The following is a 16,691-nucleotide window of genomic DNA, read 5'->3' on the forward strand; positions in this document are numbered from 1 at the left end:
ATGCCGCGATCCTGCCGATGAGCCCGGACCTGCCCGCCGCCGACGTGCCAAGCGCGGGGAGCGTCTATCTCGATGCGTATCTCGCCCCGTTCCGTCCGTTCCTGTTGCGGGACACGGTGACGGAAATCCTCGTCAACGCGCCGGGCGAAGTGTGGGTGGAGGACGCGGGCGTCCCCGGGATGCAGCGGGTCGCCGTGCCCGAAATCGACGACCGGCTGGTACAGCGCCTTGCCGAGCAGGTCGCGCGGGTCAGCCATCAGGGCATCAACCGGGAGCATCCGCTGCTCGGCGCGACGCTGCCCGACGGGGCGCGCGTGCAATTTTGCGGGCCGCCCGCGACGCGGCGCCACTGGACCATGGCGATCCGGCGGCACCGGCGGCTGGACCTGCCGCTCGACGCCTATGACAGCGGGCCATTGCGCGGCGTTGCGGAACCGGCGCTCCCCGATGCGCAGGACACGCCGGTCGATTTCCTGCGCGCCGCGGTCCAGCATCGAAAGACCGTGCTGATTTCCGGCGGCACGTCGACGGGCAAGACCACCTTCCTGAACGCCTTGCTGGGCGAGATCCCGGCGCACGAACGTGTCATCCTCGTCGAGGATACGCCCGAGCTGAAGCTGCCGGGCGCAAACGGGGTCGGCCTTGTCGCGGTAAAGGGGGAGCTGGGCGAGGCGAAAATTACCGCGAACGAGCTGCTTCAGGCCGCGCTGCGCCTGCGGCCCGACCGGGTCGTGCTCGGCGAATTGCGCGGCGCGGAAAGCGTGAGCTTCCTGCGCGCGATCAACACCGGCCATCCCGGCAGCTTTTCCACCATCCACGCCAATTCGCTGCGCGGTGCGCTCGAACAGCTGGCCTTGATGGTAATGCAGACCGGCATCGGCCTCACCCGCACCGACACGCTCGAATATGCGGCGTCCGTCATCGATGTGATCGTGCAGCTCGGCCGGGTGGACGGGCGGCGCGGCATCGCGGCCATCGGGCGGAGCGCGGACATACTCGCGCAGATCGGCTGATCGCGGGCTGGTTCGCGCGCCCCCGTTTCGCATGTGCAGCATCGCGGGCTTGACCCCGCCGGGCCACAGGGCCAAGACGGCGGGGTGACACAGCATCTTCCCCCGCCCCCGCCGATCGATTTTTACGGCGATGCGCTGTTCCTCGATTTCGATGGAACGCTTGTCGAACTCGCCGACCGGCCCGACGGGGTCGTCGTTGGCGAGCCGCTCATTACATTGCTCCACGCATTGTCGGATCGGCTCGATGGCCGGCTCGCCCTCGTCAGCGGGCGCGACATCGCCACGCTAGACGGTTTCGGGATGGACGGCCTCGCCATCGCGGGGAGCCACGGGGCCGAATGGCGGCTCGCCGACGGAACGCTGAGCGAAACCGCCCGCCCTCCCGGCATGGACGATGCGCGCGGGCAGTTCGAACGCTTTGCCGATACCCACGACGGGGTCTTGTTCGAGGACAAGCCGCTGGGCGCCGCGCTGCACTACCGGCTGTCGCCGGAATGGGGCGATGAATGTGTCGCGCTTGCCGAAAATCTCGCGCAATCGTACGGTTTCCATGTGCAGCACGGCCACGAGATGGTCGAATTGCGCCGCGCCGGCGTCGACAAGGGCGTCGCCATCTCCGACATTCTGGAGCGCGCCCCGTTCGCAGGCCATCGCCCGATATTCCTGGGCGACGACGTCACCGACGAGGCCGGTTTCGAGCAGGTGACCCGGTCGGGCGGGCATGGCGTGTTGATCGGGACGATGCGCGCCACCGCCGCCAATTTTCGATTGCCCGATGTTAATTCCGTGAACGAATGGCTCGACCGGTCATTACGAAATTGAGAGCGGATCGAAGGAAACCCAGGGGGAAATCATGAGCCGTCTTATCGTCGTATCGAACCGCGTTTCCATGCCATCGCCCGACGGGGCGCAGGGCGGACTTGCCGTCGCGCTTCAGGCGGCCCTGCGCGAGAGCGGCGGATTGTGGTTCGGGTGGTCCGGCCGCGAGGTCGAGGAGTTCACCGGCAGCGTCAATTTCGAGGAAAGCGACGGCGTACGCTCCGCCGTGGTCGATCTCGAGGCGCAGGATGTCGAGGAATATTACAACGGCTTTGCCAATCGCACGCTCTGGCCGCTGTTCCACTACCGCGTCGACATCGCGAAATACAACCGCAGCTTCGGCGAGGGATACGAACGCGTGAACCGGCGCTTTGCCGAACCGCTCCATGTGATGATCGAGCCTGACGACGTGGTCTGGATCAATGATTATCATTTGATCCCGATGGCGATGCTGCTGCGCGATCGGGGGGTGCGCAACCGGATTGGTTTCTTCCTCCACACGCCCTGGCCGCCGACCCGCCTGCTCGTATCCCTGCCCTATCACGAGCGACTCGTGCGCTCGATGTTCTTCTACGACGTGATCGGGTTCCAGACCGAGGAATGGCTGGAAAGCTTCCGCCATTATTGCGAGCACGAGCTGGGCGGGCGCAGCGAGGGCGAATATATCCACGTCGGCGAAAAGATGGTGCGCGCGGTGGTGTGCCCCATCGGCATCGATTTCAAGAATTTCCGCGAGGCAAGCGAAACGCGCGAGGCGAACGCCATTGCCGAACGCATGCGCACCTCGCTGCGGCAGCTGACCATGATCGTTGGCGTCGACCGGCTCGATTATTCCAAGGGGATCGAGGAACGGCTCAACAGTTTCGAGCATCTGCTCCACACGCATGAAGAACTGCACCGCTCGGTCGTGCTCATCCAGGTCGCGCCCCCATCCCGCGGCGAGGTCGAGCAATATCAGAAGGTCCGTGAAAAGCTCAACGAGCTGGCCGGGCGCATCAATGGCGAGTTTGCCGAGGTGGACTGGACCCCGATCCGCTACGTCAATCGCGGTTATGCGCGGGCGGAACTCACCGCGCTTTACCGCGCGGCGCGGGTCGGGCTGGTCACGCCGCTGCGCGACGGGATGAACCTTGTGGCAAAGGAATATATCGCGGCGCAGGATCCCGAAGATCCGGGCGTGCTGATCCTGTCCCGCTTTGCCGGCGCCGCGTCGCAGATGAAGGAGGCGCTGCTCGTCAATCCCTACTCGCCGGAGGAGGTGGCCGAAGCCTTGCAGCAGGCGTTGAAGATGCCGCTATCCGAACGCAAGCGCCGCTTTGAATCATTGCTCGACGGGGTGCGGACCGAGGATGTCCATTGGTGGCGGGAGAAATTCGTCGCGATGATTACGGAGACCAAGGTTCCCCCCGGGAAGGGATAACTCTGGGCCGACCCGCTGCCCGCAATATCTTTGCGCGATCCCCATAACGGGCAATTGCCTAAGGGCGCCTAAGGATAAATTAGGGTCGGACTCTCATATGAGGCAATGATGAAGCCTCATCTGCTCAGATTTGCTGACTGGCTGAAGATTTCTTCGGTACCGGACAAGCTTGCGATCGCGCAGCACGACGAGTTGCAGCGTCAGATCCCGATGCTTTATGCGGTGTTGAGCGTCAACGCCGTCGCGGTGGCGGCGACCCATTTCTACGTCGCCCCGCTTTACATGACCTTGTGGATCCCGCTCCTCCTCGTCACGATGAGCACGTTGCGCGCCATCGCGTGGCGGTATCGGCCGCGGATGGATGTGAATGCGGCCGGGGCCATCCGTATGTTGCGCCGCACGACCATGCTCGCCGCCTTCATCGCCTTTGCCTATGTAAGCTGGTCACTCGCCCTGTACGGCTTTGCCCGGGACGAGCAGCGCGCCCATGTCGCGCTTTTCATTGCGACGACGGTGATCGGATGCATCGCGTGCCTCACCTATCTGCCGCAGGCCGCCTTGCTCGTCACCGTCATCGTGATGGTGCCCTATCTTTCGTATCAGCTGTCGATGGGCGGGCCGATCTACACCGCGATCGCGTTCAACATCCTGCTCGTGCTCATCATGTTGATCCGGGTGCTGCTCAACAATTTCCATGGCTTTCAAAAGCTGGTCGAGGCCCGCATCGAGGGCGAGCGTCTGCACGAGGAGGTTACCCATCTTGCCAATACCGACACGCTGACCGGGCTGCCCAACCGGCGCTATTTCTTTTCCAAGAGCACCGCCATGATGGAGCGATGCGCGCGAGACGGGACGGCGCTCGTTTTCGGCACCATCGACCTCGACCGGTTCAAGGCGGCGAACGACACGTTCGGCCATGCGCTCTGCGACACGCTGCTGGCCGAGGTGGCCGAACGGCTGCGCGATGCGCTTGGAAAGGAGGCGATGATCGCGCGGCTGGGCGGGGACGAATTCGCCTTTGTGATGGAGACCGACCTGCGCCGCGCAGAGCAGCTGGCGCAGACGGCATGCCGCAAGATCGCGCAGCCATTTCACCTGGGCGACACGAAAATCACCATCGGCGCAAGCTGCGGCCTCGCGATGCGCAGCGACGAACACACGAACATCGTCTCGCTCTACGATCAGGCCGACTACGCGCTCTACTACGCCAAGAATCACCAGCGCGGTTCGTCCATCACCTATTCCGCCGAGTTGGATCAGACGATGCGCCACCAACGCCGGCTGGAAACCGCCCTGCAAAACGCCGATTACGAGGCGGAATTCGATATCAACCTGCAACCGATCGTGCGGCTGTCCGACTTTCACATCATGGGGGGCGAAACGCTCGCACGCTGGAACAGCCCCACGCTCGGACCTGTGGCGCCCGCCGTGTTCATTCCGGTGGCCGAACGGTTGGGGCTCATCAACCGGCTAAGCCTCGTTCTGCTCGGAAAAATGCTGCGTACGCTTGGCCAGATGCCGCAAAGCGTCGTCCTGGGGTTCAACCTGTCGGCATACGATCTGGCGAGCGAAGAGACGGTCGCCGCCATCGCCGACTGCATCCGGGACAGCGGTGTCGATGCCTCGCGCCTCGTGCTGGAGCTTACGGAAACGGCGATGCTGCGCGATCTGGAGCTGGCACATCGGGCGATGGAGGAGTTTCACGCGCTGGGCGCACGGATCGCGCTCGACGATTTCGGGACCGGGCAATCGAGCCTGAGCTATCTGCACAAGCTGCCCATCGACGTCGTGAAGCTCGACCGGTCCTTCATCGTGGAGAGCCGGATGACGCGGAGCCGCGACCTGCTTCAGGCGGTTATAACGCTGTGCCGCACCATGGGGCTGCCCTGCGTGGCCGAAGGGGTGGAGGAGACGGAGCAGCTCGACATGCTCCGCGCGATGGGCTGCGAAAATATTCAGGGCAACCTATTCAGCGCGCCCCTCACCGTCGCGCAGTTCGAGGATCTGGTGAAGGAAGCACCGGGCCGTTCCGTCTCGGTCGCCTGAACCTCGCCGGGTTATCCTGACCCGCCCCGGCTTTATCCGCCGCGGAGCAATTGCACCCCGTAATCCCGCTCGAACAGATAGAGCAGCGTGCGTGCCGCATCGCCGCGTGCGCCCGTCAATCCGCCATCGCGTTCGATCAAAAGACGCGCATCGTCATGCGCCGGCTCAAGAAGATCGCCGATCTGTTCGGGCGTCGCCACGGCAAAGGCATGTTCGCCCGATTGGCGCGTGCCCAGCAGTTCGCCGCCTCCGCGCAAACGCAAATCCTCCTCTGCCAGCCGGAACCCGTCCTGCGTCTCCCGCATGAGCGCGAGCCGGTCGCGCGCCGTCTCGCTCAACGCCTGCCCGCGCAGCAGCAGGCACACCGATTCTGCCGCCCCGCGCCCGACCCGCCCACGCAGCTGGTGCAGCTGGGCAAGACCGAAACGCTCCGCCTGCTCGATAATCATGAGCGAGGCATTGGGCACGTTGACCCCCACCTCGATCACCGTCGTCGCGACGAGCACCTGCATCTCGCCGCTCGCGAAACGCTGCATGTTGGCGTCCTTCACATCGCCGGGCAATTGTCCGTGCACCAACGTCACCCGGTCGCCCAGCACGTCGCGCAACGCATCGAAACGCTCTTCTGCCGCGGCGAGATCGGCGCGTTCGTTTTCATGCACCATCGGACAGACCCAGTACGCCTGCCCCCCGCCCTCGACATGGCGGCGCAGGCCGGCGACGACATCGTCCATCCGCTCCACCGCGACGACGCGCGTGTCGATCGGCTTGCGCCCCGGCGGCAACTCGTCGAGTTTCGACACCTCCATCTCGCCATATTGCGCGAGCGTCAGCGTGCGCGGAATGGGCGTCGCCGTCATGGCGAGGCAGTGGGCCGTCCCCTTCGCCTTCTGCGTGAGCAGGAGCCGTTGCCCCACGCCAAACCGATGCTGCTCATCGATGACGACGAGCGCGAGATTGCGATAATTGACCGCATCCTGAAATATGGCATGGGTGCCGACGATGATGTCGATCGTGCCGTCCATCAATCCCATCAACGTCGCCTGACGCGCGCGCCCCTTGTCCCGGCCGGTCAGGATCGCGATCTCGACCCCGGTGCCGCGCGCCATTTCGGTGAGCGTCTCGTAATGCTGCCGCGCGAGGATTTCGGTCGGGGCGAGCATCGCGGCCTGCGCGCCGGCCTCCACCGCGATCAGCATGGCGGTAAGCGCGACGACCGTCTTGCCCGATCCGACGTCCCCCTGAAGCAGGCGCAGCATGGGATATTCCTGCGCCATGTCGCCCTCGATCTCGCGAATCGACCGCTGCTGCGCCCCGGTCAGCGAGAAAGGAAGCTTCAACCGGTCGCGCAGATGCCCGTCCCCCTGCAAGGACGGCCCGCGCCGCCGGCGATTGTCGGCCTTCACCAGCATCAGCGCCAACGCGCTCGCAAACAATTCGTCATAGGCGAGCCGGTCGCGCGCCTCCCGATGCCCGCCGCGATGGGCGAGCACGAGCGCATCGCGCCAATCGGGCCAGCCGCGCTTTTCCTTCAACCCCGCATCGACCCATTCGGGCAGTTCGGGCACCAGCCCCAGCGCCTGCTCCACCATCGCGGCAAGCCGGTTCTGCGTCAGCCCGTCGGCCAGCGGATAGACCGGCTCGCACGCCGCCCCCATCACTGCCGCGCCGTCGGGCGAAACGTGATCGGGATGGACGATCTGCAACATGTCGCCATATTGCTCGAGCTTGCCCGCCACCCATCGCGCCTCGCCGGTGGGCAGCAGTTTCCGCGCCGAATAGGACGCGCGCCCGAAATAGGTGAGCGCGACCATATTGCCGGCCGCATCGCGCGCCTGCACGCGGAACGGGCCGCGCCCGGTGCTGCTCCCGCGATGATCGGTGACGGTCAGGTGGATGATGATATGTTCGCCCACCTGCGCCTCGTCCAAATCGGCGACCTGCCGCCGTTCGACGAAACGGTCGGGCAGGTGATAGATGAAATCCTTCACCCGCCGCAGCCCCAGGCGGTTCAACGGTTTTTCCAGTTTCGGCCCCACGCCTTTCAACGTGTCGGCACTGGCGAACAGGGGATTGAGCCTTTCGGGACGCATGGCGGCGGCTATAGCGGTGTTTTTCGCCGCTTGCACCGCGCAAGCGCGCTCGCTACCCGGTTTTCATGGCCGATCCTGTTCCCTTTCACGAACCCGCCCGCTTCGCCCGCGCGAAATTCCGTGCCTGGCACCGCGGCACGCGGGAGGCCGATTTCATGATCGGCGGTTTTTTCGACAAATATTCCAACACGTGGGACGAAGGCGAACTGAAATGGTTCGAAACCCTGCTGGACGAGGATGACGTCGACATCATGGCATGGGCGCTGGGCGTACAACCCGCCCCGCCGCTTTACGAAGGGCCGATGATGGACGCGATGCGCCGGCTCGATTACGTGCACGTCCACCGATAACCCCCGCGGGAACCGCCCCGCCCCCCGTTCGTCCCGAAGGACACATGGCCGAAATTTCCGATATCACCACCGCCCGGCGCCCGTTGGTGCTGTCCTCCCTCGCGCGCGGCGCGTTGCCGATGGTCATGGCCGATCTGGCGCGCGGGGCGAAGGGCCGCGCCGTGTTCATCGCCCCCGACGAACAGGCGATGGCCGCCGTCGCCGACGCGGCCCCGTTCTTCGCTCCCGAATTGCAGGTCATCGAATTCCCGGCATGGGACTGCCTCCCCTATGACCGGTCGAGCCCGGCGCTCTCGGTCAGCGCGCGCCGCCTCTCCGCGCTTCAGGCGTTGCAGAGGAAACGCAACGGGCCGCAATTGCTCGTCACCACGGTCAATGCGGTGTTGCAGCGCGTCCTGACGCCGTTCCGCATCCGGGAGGCCACGCGCCTGCTCGAACCGGGCATGTCGGTCGGGCATGAAAGCCTGATCGCGCTGTTGCAGCGGCAGGGTTACAGCCGCGCCGACACCGCCATCGACGCAGGCGAATTCGCGGTGCGCGGCTCGATCTTCGACATCGTGCCGTCAGGCCTTGGCGAAAAGGACAAGCGGCTCGGCCTCCGGCTCGATTTCTTCGGCGACGAGCTGGAGACATTGCGCCTCTACGATCCGGGCGATCAGCGCAGCACGGGTTCGGTGAAAAGCCACCTCCTGCTCCCCGCGAGCGAGGCCTTGCTCGACGACGATACGATCAAGCGGTTTCGCGGGCGTTATCGCGAAATGTTCGGCGCCGCCGCCACGTCCGACCCGCTGTATCAGGCGGTGAGCGAAGGCCGGCGACAGGCCGGGATGGAGCACTGGCTGCCCCTGTTCGAGGAAAAGCTGGCGACGCTGTTCGACCATCTGGATCCGGACGACCTTGCGGTGGTGGATGGCGGGGCGATCCGGTCGGGCGAAACGCGGCTGGAGGAGATCGCCGATTATTTCCGCGCCCGCCGCGAAAGCGCCGCGCAGGCACCCGGAAGCTATCGTCCGCTGGCGCCCGAATCGCTCTATCTGTCGGAGGCGGAATGGAGCGCGCGCATGGCGGAGCGGCCCATTCACCGCACCTCGATCTTCGCCGAGCCGGAAAGCGACGGCGTGGTCGATTTCGGCCTTCATTCCGCGCGTGATTTCGCCCCCGAACGCAGCCGCGGCGAAAACGTCTACGAAGCGGCGGCCGCTCACCTTGGAAAAGTGGCGAAGGGGGGGCGCAAACCCATCCTCGCCACCTATTCCGAAGGATCGCGTGCCCGCATCGTCAGCCAGCTTGGCGAGGCGGGCAAGAGTGCGCCGGCCATCGCCGACGGGTGGCAGGATGCGCTCGGCATCGCGGCGAAGGGCAAGGCGGTCGCCGTCGTGCTCCCGCTGGAATCCGGGTTTGCCAACGACGACCTCGACGTCCTGACCGAGCGCGATCTTCTGGGCGATCGGCTGGTCCGCCGGAAAAAGCGCAAGAAGGACGCCGACGCCTTCATGGCGGAGCTGGCCGCGCTCACCCCCGGCGATCTCGTCGTGCACATGGATCACGGGATCGGGCGCTATCTCGGTCTCGACCCGATCACCGTGGGCAAGAGCAAGCACGATTGCGTCACGCTCGAATATCACGGCGGGGACAAGCTTTATATTCCCGTCGAAAATCTCGACGTCTTGTCCCGTTACGGCAGCGAATCCGAAGGGGTCACGCTCGACAGGCTGGGCGGCGAGGCGTGGCAGAAGCGCAAGAGCCGGCTTAAGGAGCGCATCCGCGAAATCGCGCATGATTTGCTGCGCACGGCGGCGAAACGCGCGCTTCAAAAAGCGCCCGTCATCGAACCGGACGAGCAGAGTTACGCCCCCTTCGTCGATCGCTTCCCCTGGAACGAGACGGACGATCAGGAACGCGCCATCGGCGACGTGCTCGGCGATCTGGCCGATGGGCGGGCGATGGACCGGCTGGTGTGCGGCGATGTCGGTTTCGGCAAGACCGAGGTCGCCCTTCGCGCCGCCTTCGTCGCGGCGATGAGCGGGCGTCAGGTCGTGATGATCGCACCCACGACCCTGCTCGCCCGGCAACATTACAGCAATTTCGTCGAACGGTTCGGCGGCTTCCCGCTCAATATCGGGCGGCTGTCCCGGCTCGTGCCCGCAAAGGAAGCGACCGCCACGCGCGCGGGCCTCGCCGATGGCACCATCGACATCGTCGTCGGCACCCACGCGATCCTGTCCAAATCGGTCGAGTTCAAGCGGCTCGGCCTCGTCATCGTGGATGAGGAGCAGCGGTTCGGCGTCACCCACAAGGAAAAGCTGAAAGCGCTGCGCTCCAATGTCCACGTCCTCACCCTGACCGCGACGCCGATCCCGCGCACCTTGCAGATGGCGATGTCGGGCCTGCGCGAATTGTCGGTGATACAGACCCCGCCAGTCGACCGGCTCGCCGTGCGGACCTATGTCATGGAATGGGACGACATGGTCATGCGGGAGGCTTTGCTGCGCGAGCATCATCGCGGCGGGCAGAGTTTCATCGTCGTGCCGCGCATCTCCGACATGCCGGAAATCGAGGATTGGCTGCGCGAATATGTGCCGGAGGTGAAGGCCGTGTTCGCCCACGGGCAGATGGGCGCGAACGAGGTGGAAGAGCGGATGAGCGCCTTCTACGAAAAGAAATATGACGTGCTGCTTTCGACCACCATCGTGGAAAGCGGCCTCGACATTCCGTCGGCCAATACGATCATCATCCACCGTGCCGACCGGTTCGGCCTCGCGCAATTGTATCAGCTGCGCGGGCGGGTGGGCCGCTCGAAACTGCGGGCCTATGCCTATCTCACGCACACGCGCGGCGAACAATTGTCCGAGGTCGCGGAAAAGCGGCTCAAGGTGCTGGGCGATCTCGATTCGCTGGGCGCGGGGTTTCAGCTGGCGAGCCACGATCTCGACCATCGCGGCGCGGGCAATCTGCTCGGCGACGAACAATCGGGGCAGATCCGCGAGGTTGGCTTCGAACTGTACCAATCCATGCTGGAGGACGCGATTCTGGCCGCAAAGGCGGGCGACGCCGGGCTGGAGGAAGACCGCAGCGGATTGTCGCCGCAGATTACCGTCGATGCGCCGATCATGATTCCGGAGGATTACGTCCCCGACCTCGCCGTGCGCATGGCGCTCTATCGCCGGTTGAACGATGCCGCCGACAGCGAGGCGATCGAGGCGCTCGCCGCAGAGATGATCGACCGGTTCGGCCCCCTCCCCTCCGCGACCGAAAACCTGGTCCGCCTGATCGAGATCAAGGCGCTCGCGGTGGAGGCCTGCATCGCGAAGATCGATGTCGGCGCACGCGGCACTCTGGTCAGTTTCCACAACGACAGCTTTCCCGAACCGGCCGGGCTCATCGCCTATGTCGAGCGGTTGAAGGGCACGGCGAAACTGCGGCCCGACATGAAGCTGGTCATCAATCGCGCGTGGGGCGATCCGAAGGCGCGGCTTCACGGCCTGCACCAGCTGACCAAGGGGCTTGCGGGCGTCGTGCGGCGCGCGGCAAGGGCGAAATCATCGGCGTGAAGACGCGCCCGCGTTGCCAAGCCCGCCCCCGCCCCATAGGGTCGCGCGCCAAAGGGGAAGGATACGCCGCATGACCGAGCTGAAACCGATTTACGAAAAGCTCAGCCTGTTCGTGTCGCCGACCGAGCGTGCGCAGGAGGCCGCGGCCCCGCTGCGCGATGCGCATGACTGGGTTCCGCTGGCCGAGGCGGATGCGATCGTGGTGCTGGGCGGCGACGGTTTCATGCTGACCGCGCTGCATACCATGCTCGACGCCGGGCGGATCGTGCCCGCCTACGGGCTCAACCTCGGCACGGTCGGCTTTCTCATGAACAGGTACAAGAGCGCCCGCCCGTTGATGGAGCGGCTCGCCCGCGCAAAGCCGCTCACCGTGTCGCCGCTTTTCATGAAGGCCGTTCGCCAGGACGGGTCGAGCTTCGAGAACTGCGCCATCAACGAGGTGTCGTTGCTGCGCGAAACGCGGCAGACGGCCAAGCTGGAGGTGTCGGTCGGCGGGAAGGTACGGATCCCGGAACTCGCATGCGACGGGGTGCTGGTGGCGACGCCGGCGGGATCGACGGCCTATAATTTTTCCGCGAACGGCCCGATCCTTCCGCTCGCATCGGGGCAGCTCGCCCTCACCCCGATCAGCGCATTTCGCCCGCGCCGGTGGAAAGGCGCGATCCTGCCCGATCACCTGCCGATCGCGTTCCGCGTGCTGGAGGCGGAAAAACGCCCGGTTTCCGCCGTCGCCGATCAGAAGGAAGTGCGCAACATCGCCACGATCGAGGTCCGCGTCGCGCATGAACGCGACCTCACCTTGCTGTTCGATCCGGGCCATAGCCTGGACGAGCGGATCGTGACCGAACAATTCGTGATCTGAGCGAAGATTTTTGCGATTTTTTTGCCGGAGACGGCTTGTCAAAAATCTCAGCGCTGTTATACGCCCGGTCCTGCCTTGCAAAGGGCTGCTCCCCGATAGCTCAGCGGTAGAGTAGGTGACTGTTAATCACTTGGCCGTAGGTTCGAATCCTACTCGGGGAGCCACTATCTCTTTTCATCGACGTGCAATTTGGGGCAGGAACCTTGCGTTTCTGCCGTTTTTGCGCTGTCTGATGGTGCATGGAAGTGCATAAAAGAGCAGCTAAGCGCGGACAGTTTGGGGGCCTTTTTGGGGGCCTCGTTTTGGCAGCAAAACCATGCTGACCGATGCGGTTTGTCGAACGGCGAAACCGGCTACCAAGGATCGGAAGCTTTCCGATTCGGGTGGCCTTTTTCTATTGGTGAAGCCGACCGGCTCCAAGAGCTGGAAATACAAGTATCGCCTGCCCGACGGTCGCGAGAAGAAGCTCACGATCGGCACCTATCCGCAAGTGACCTTGGCCGAGGCCCGGAAGGCACGGGATCTCGCGCGCGAGCAACTGACGTCCGGCATCGACCCATCGGCGGAGAAAAAGCGGCGAAAGGCGGCGAATGCGCTGGCTGCGCTCGAAACCTTCGAAGCGGTCGCGCGGGCTTGGCATCGCGAGAAAGAATCCACGCTCACTCCGCGATACGCAAAACAGGTTCTAGTTCGGCTCGAGGAGAACATGTTCCCGCATATCGGCGCGTTACCGATCGACAAGGTTCAACCGCCGCAGGTGCTCGAAGCAATACGCAAGATCGAGGCGCGCGGCTCGAAGGAAATGGCGCATCGGGTGCGAACGCATACTTCCGACGTGTTTGTCTGGGCGATCGCGTCGGGTATCTGCCAGCAGGATCCTGCCGCGATCATTCGCAAGGCATTGAAGCCGACCGATCCGAAGCTTCGTCCTGCCCGCACCAAGCTGAAGGACGCACGCAAGGTTCTCACCTCGACCGAGGCGCTCAACGATATCTGGTGGGCAACACGGCTCGCCTCCCGATTGCTGGCCTTGACCGCGGCGCGTCCGGGCGTGATACGGTTGGCCGAGCGTACCGAGTTCGAGAATCTGGACGGAAAGCAGCCGATCTGGCGAATTCCGGCCGGGAAGATGAAACTCACCCGCGAGCGCAAACGCGACGCGGCCTTCGAATTCGTTATGCCGCTCTCGCGCCAATCTGTCGAAACGGTGAAGGCGGCGATGGAAGCGAGCCCCAGCCCACAATGGCTGTTTCCCGGCATTGGAAGCTGGCGCAAACCGATCAGCGATTCGACACTCAGCAAACACTATCGCGATGCGGGCCTCGCGGGGCGGCATGTACCGCATGGCTGGCGTTCCAGCTTTTCCACGATCATGAACGAACGCGCGGCGGTGGAGGATCGCGAACGCGACCGTGCGATCATCGACCTGATGCTGGCGCACGTGCCCGAGGGCGTCGAGGCAGCCTACAATCGGGCCGCCTACATGCCTCGCCGGCGCGAACTGGCACAGGTCTGGGCGGACCTATTGATGGACGGCATGCCTCTGCCCGGAACGCTTATCCCGCGCTGACGCGCGCAGGAGGCCGCGCATGACGGCCTCGGTTTTCGGTGACAAGCTTGCGGGTGGCAGTGACAACGTCACGAGCTTTGGCGCGATCGCGGCGCAGCTGGTCGGCGTCAAACTGGACCGCAAGGTGCGCGCGCGGCTCGGCCGGGGCGACAGCCCGCGCAGCGGCGAACCTGTCTGGCGCAACAGCTATTCCCGCGGTCAGATGGAGGACCGCCTTTGGCGACCGATCCACGATGGCACGAAGCGAGGCGGGGCACGCTGGACGCGGGCGCTGCTGAAGCGTGCACGGGAACTCGAATTCGCCTCGCGGCTCAAACGGCGCGAGAAATTGCCTGGAAGCGAGAACGGTGTGATCGGCCATGTCGGGCTTGAGGTGCTCGAATACATGTTTGGCATCGTCGACTATGCAACGGGACGGCTCGAACCTGCTATCGCGACGATCGCCGATGCAATCGGACGATCATACTCCGCAACCCACCGCGCCCTCGTTCGGCTGCGCGAATGCGGCTTCCTCCGCTGGATGCGACGCAGCGAACCGATCGAGAACCCCGAACCCGACAGCCCGCAGGTCAGGCAAATCAGTAATGCTTACGCTTTGCTCGTGCCCGAACAGATGCGCAACTGGCTCGGCCGGCTCCTTCGACCAGCGCCGACGCCAGCTTGCGCGCAGGACCGCTTGGCGGCCGACAGGGAGGAACTGGACCGGATCGCGGCAAACATGACCGCCACGGACTGGCAAGCAGCGTTCGGCGCGACGAAGAACGGAGACATTCTGGCCGATGTCGCTCGCGCAATCGACGCCCGCGATGCTCTGACCGCGAATCCTCCAGTGCTGGAGAAACCGGGGGATCATTCTGATCCATGAAAGGAATGAGAAGGCTTTCGCCTTCTCATGCGCGGGCTGCGCCCCATATCTTTGCTGACCGGCCCCGAAACGTTCAAACAAAACTGGAAAACACCGACGGCCGCACCGTCGGACGGAGCGGCTTGCGCCGCTCCGGTGCTTGGCGAGGGCCAAGGGGGCAAAAGCTGTGCCAACCATGACGGTATCGCAAGTCGTGTTGTTCCTCTTTCTCAAAGACTTGCAGCGCGGCCACAAAGCACTTTCGCCGTTTGTTCGCGTTGATATAGTAGCTCCATGGGGAAATTTCGTATCTGGCCGGTCGCTTTTCGATCCCTTCAGCACATGATCGATAACCGAATAATATTGCGCGTCGGTTGTGTAGATTGCGGACATTTTTTCGACGCGGATCTCTCGGCTCTATATCGAGCACGCGGCGGCGAGTTCTCCCTGATCGGCCAGACCTGCACCTGTCGACTTACGATCTGCCGGGGAACGGGATATTTCGTGGCCGCGCGATCCATGAATGAGCCGCTGTCGACGCTGACGCGGAGCGGAGATGATCCACTCAAGCTGGGCGGTTTGAATGCCACCGACCTCGAACCGCCCAGCCCGCCAGATCCTTCCGGCGGGCGTCACGGCTCGATCAGTCGTTTTGTGCATCATATCGCAACACAGGCTTCAGCTGCCTGATAAAGCGGCCGCGCCGGGAAACTGCGGCGGAGCGCTCTAACTCATTTGCATCAAAACCGGGGCAAAAAGCCTGCGGGCGAGGCGTGGGGGCAAGCGCGGCGCTCCGGGTGGCAGTGAGGTGTCGACCGGATCACTCTCGCGCGAGCGGCCCGATGGATTGCGGCCGGCGCCCACACACGCTGCATCGAAATCGTTCGGCCGCGCCCTCGAGGCCGATCGGCCAGCGCATCTCATGGAACCGCGTGACGACCGCGCGGCCTGACAGCATGGCGCGATGGCCGCAACTGCAACGCAGCTCGACATCGTATCCGTGCCTAGAAAAGTCGTGGATGGTTCGGAAGTGTTTGCTGCCCATTCGCTCTATAGAACGAAATAAGAACATGTCAGCAAGGTGTCGCGCCGCAACACTGGGCAAAACTCTGCGAGCTGCAAGGCCGGTGGACTAGTTCCGGTGCGTGCAGCCCGGAACTAGTCCACCTTCTCGGCTAGGCAGCGTTACCGCTGCTGATGATAAGCTCGCCAAACGTCCGCCCATTGTCATTGCCCGCGATCGTATAGCGCACATCCTCTTGGCGCATATCGAACCCGGCGAAGATCCTGCGCACCTCGGGATGATCGTTAATCGACAGCACGAACGATCCCCGCAAGCCGCGCAGCTGCTTGGCCATGCGCTCGAACTGGCTCCGGTCGAACAGGTCGGCGCCATAGTCCCCTTCGCTGCCGAAATATGGCGGGTCGAGATAGAACAGCGTGCCCGGCCGATCGTATCGGGCGATGAATGCGCTCCAGTCGAGCCGCTCGATCACAACGCCGGCAAGCCGTTCATGGATCGCCTCGAGCATCGGGCCAAGCTTCGTGACATCGAACCGACCGGCCCCGATCGGATTCACGCCGTAGTTGCGGCCCGCGACCTTGCCACCGAAAGCCAAGCGCTGGATATATAGGAACCGCGCCGAGCGCTGCAGGTCGGTCAACGTCGACGGATCTTGGGCCACGAGCTTTTCGAAATTGGCGCGGCTCGAAATTTGCCAGCGGATCATCTCGATGAAGGCAACGTAATGATGCTGCAGCACCCGGAAAAACGTGCTGACATCCTCGGACCAGTCATTGATGACTTCGACACGCGGGCGTTCGGTGCGGCGAAAGAACACGCCCCCCATGCCAACGAATACCTCGGCATAGGTCGTGTGCGGGATCGAGGCGATCAGTGGGACGAGCCGCTTCGCGAGGTTGCGCTTGCCGCCGATATAGGGCGCGGCGGGCCGCACCGGATCGATCGGCGAAAGAGCGGGTGCCAGGTTACTATTCATTAACGAAAACTCCGTATGCCCGCCGTGCCTCTCGAGGGCAGGCGGGATGATCCCTTGGCGGGACCGATGGGGACATGACGAAGCTCTTTTTCGTCGGAACTGGGCGTTGCTGCGCCCGTTCCC

12 protein-coding genes and 1 tRNA gene are annotated in these 16,691 nt (G+C 64.1%); 11 read left to right on the forward strand and 2 right to left on the reverse strand.

Going from position 1 to position 16,691, the window contains the following annotated elements; translation table 11 throughout:
- Positions 1-17 precede the first annotated feature (17 nt).
- The 4 genes from virB11 to Q0897_RS04195 all read left to right on the forward strand — a co-directional run bounded on the left by virB11 (position 18) and on the right by Q0897_RS04195 (position 5,298).
- Entirely contained in the window at positions 18-1,013 is a 996-nt protein-coding gene (virB11, locus tag Q0897_RS04180; RefSeq protein WP_299308151.1) for a P-type DNA transfer ATPase VirB11, read from the forward strand.
- An 84-nt stretch (positions 1,014-1,097) separates the two neighbouring features.
- Positions 1,098-1,835 carry a trehalose-phosphatase gene (gene otsB, locus Q0897_RS04185; RefSeq protein ID WP_299307749.1) on the forward strand — a complete coding sequence of 246 codons (738 nt, stop codon included), beginning with the start codon at positions 1,098-1,100 and terminating at the stop codon, positions 1,833-1,835.
- Positions 1,836-1,866: 31 nt separating this feature from the next.
- Positions 1,867-3,252 (forward strand): alpha,alpha-trehalose-phosphate synthase (UDP-forming), encoded by a 1,386-nt coding sequence (gene otsA / locus Q0897_RS04190; protein WP_202085470.1) that lies wholly within the window; start codon positions 1,867-1,869, stop codon positions 3,250-3,252.
- 105 nt (positions 3,253-3,357) lie between these two features.
- Positions 3,358-5,298 (forward strand): EAL domain-containing protein, encoded by a 1,941-nt coding sequence (locus tag Q0897_RS04195; protein ID WP_299307752.1) that lies wholly within the window; start codon positions 3,358-3,360, stop codon positions 5,296-5,298.
- 32 nt (positions 5,299-5,330) lie between these two features.
- Here the strand turns inward: Q0897_RS04195 and recG are convergent, their stop codons facing one another.
- Entirely contained in the window at positions 5,331-7,391 is a 2,061-nt protein-coding gene (gene recG, locus Q0897_RS04200) for an ATP-dependent DNA helicase RecG (protein ID WP_299307754.1), read from the reverse strand.
- A gap of 65 nt (positions 7,392-7,456) precedes the next feature.
- Between recG and Q0897_RS04205 the strand changes: the two genes are divergently transcribed.
- From Q0897_RS04205 to Q0897_RS04235, 7 genes are all read left to right on the forward strand, one after another.
- Positions 7,457-7,741 carry a succinate dehydrogenase assembly factor 2 gene (locus Q0897_RS04205; RefSeq protein ID WP_299307755.1) on the forward strand — a complete coding sequence of 95 codons (285 nt, stop codon included), beginning with the start codon at positions 7,457-7,459 and terminating at the stop codon, positions 7,739-7,741.
- Between the two features lie 44 nt (positions 7,742-7,785).
- Positions 7,786-11,292 carry a transcription-repair coupling factor gene (gene mfd / locus Q0897_RS04210; protein ID WP_299307757.1) on the forward strand — a complete coding sequence of 1,169 codons (3,507 nt, stop codon included), beginning with the start codon at positions 7,786-7,788 and terminating at the stop codon, positions 11,290-11,292.
- 70 nt (positions 11,293-11,362) lie between these two features.
- Entirely contained in the window at positions 11,363-12,154 is a 792-nt protein-coding gene (locus tag Q0897_RS04215) for an NAD kinase (RefSeq protein ID WP_299307758.1), read from the forward strand.
- Between the two features lie 89 nt (positions 12,155-12,243).
- A tRNA-Asn gene (locus Q0897_RS04220) sits at positions 12,244-12,318 on the forward strand.
- 152 nt (positions 12,319-12,470) lie between these two features.
- Positions 12,471-13,724: an integrase arm-type DNA-binding domain-containing protein gene (locus tag Q0897_RS04225; protein ID WP_299307759.1), complete on the forward strand. Its 1,254-nt coding sequence runs from the start codon at positions 12,471-12,473 to the stop codon at positions 13,722-13,724.
- Between the two features lie 19 nt (positions 13,725-13,743).
- Positions 13,744-14,589: a hypothetical protein gene (locus Q0897_RS04230; protein WP_299307761.1), complete on the forward strand. Its 846-nt coding sequence runs from the start codon at positions 13,744-13,746 to the stop codon at positions 14,587-14,589.
- A 321-nt stretch (positions 14,590-14,910) separates the two neighbouring features.
- Complete coding sequence (locus Q0897_RS04235; protein WP_299307762.1) at positions 14,911-15,258, forward strand: hypothetical protein; 348 nt, start codon at positions 14,911-14,913, stop codon at positions 15,256-15,258.
- Between the two features lie 485 nt (positions 15,259-15,743).
- On the opposite strand, the gene Q0897_RS04240 is transcribed toward Q0897_RS04235, so the two are convergent.
- Positions 15,744-16,568 (reverse strand): DNA adenine methylase, encoded by an 825-nt coding sequence (locus Q0897_RS04240; RefSeq protein ID WP_299307764.1) that lies wholly within the window; start codon positions 16,566-16,568, stop codon positions 15,744-15,746.
- Positions 16,569-16,691: the final 123 nt, after the last annotated feature.

The organism is uncultured Croceicoccus sp. (assembly GCF_947496385.1).
Classification (GTDB): Bacteria; Pseudomonadota; Alphaproteobacteria; order Sphingomonadales; family Sphingomonadaceae; genus Croceicoccus.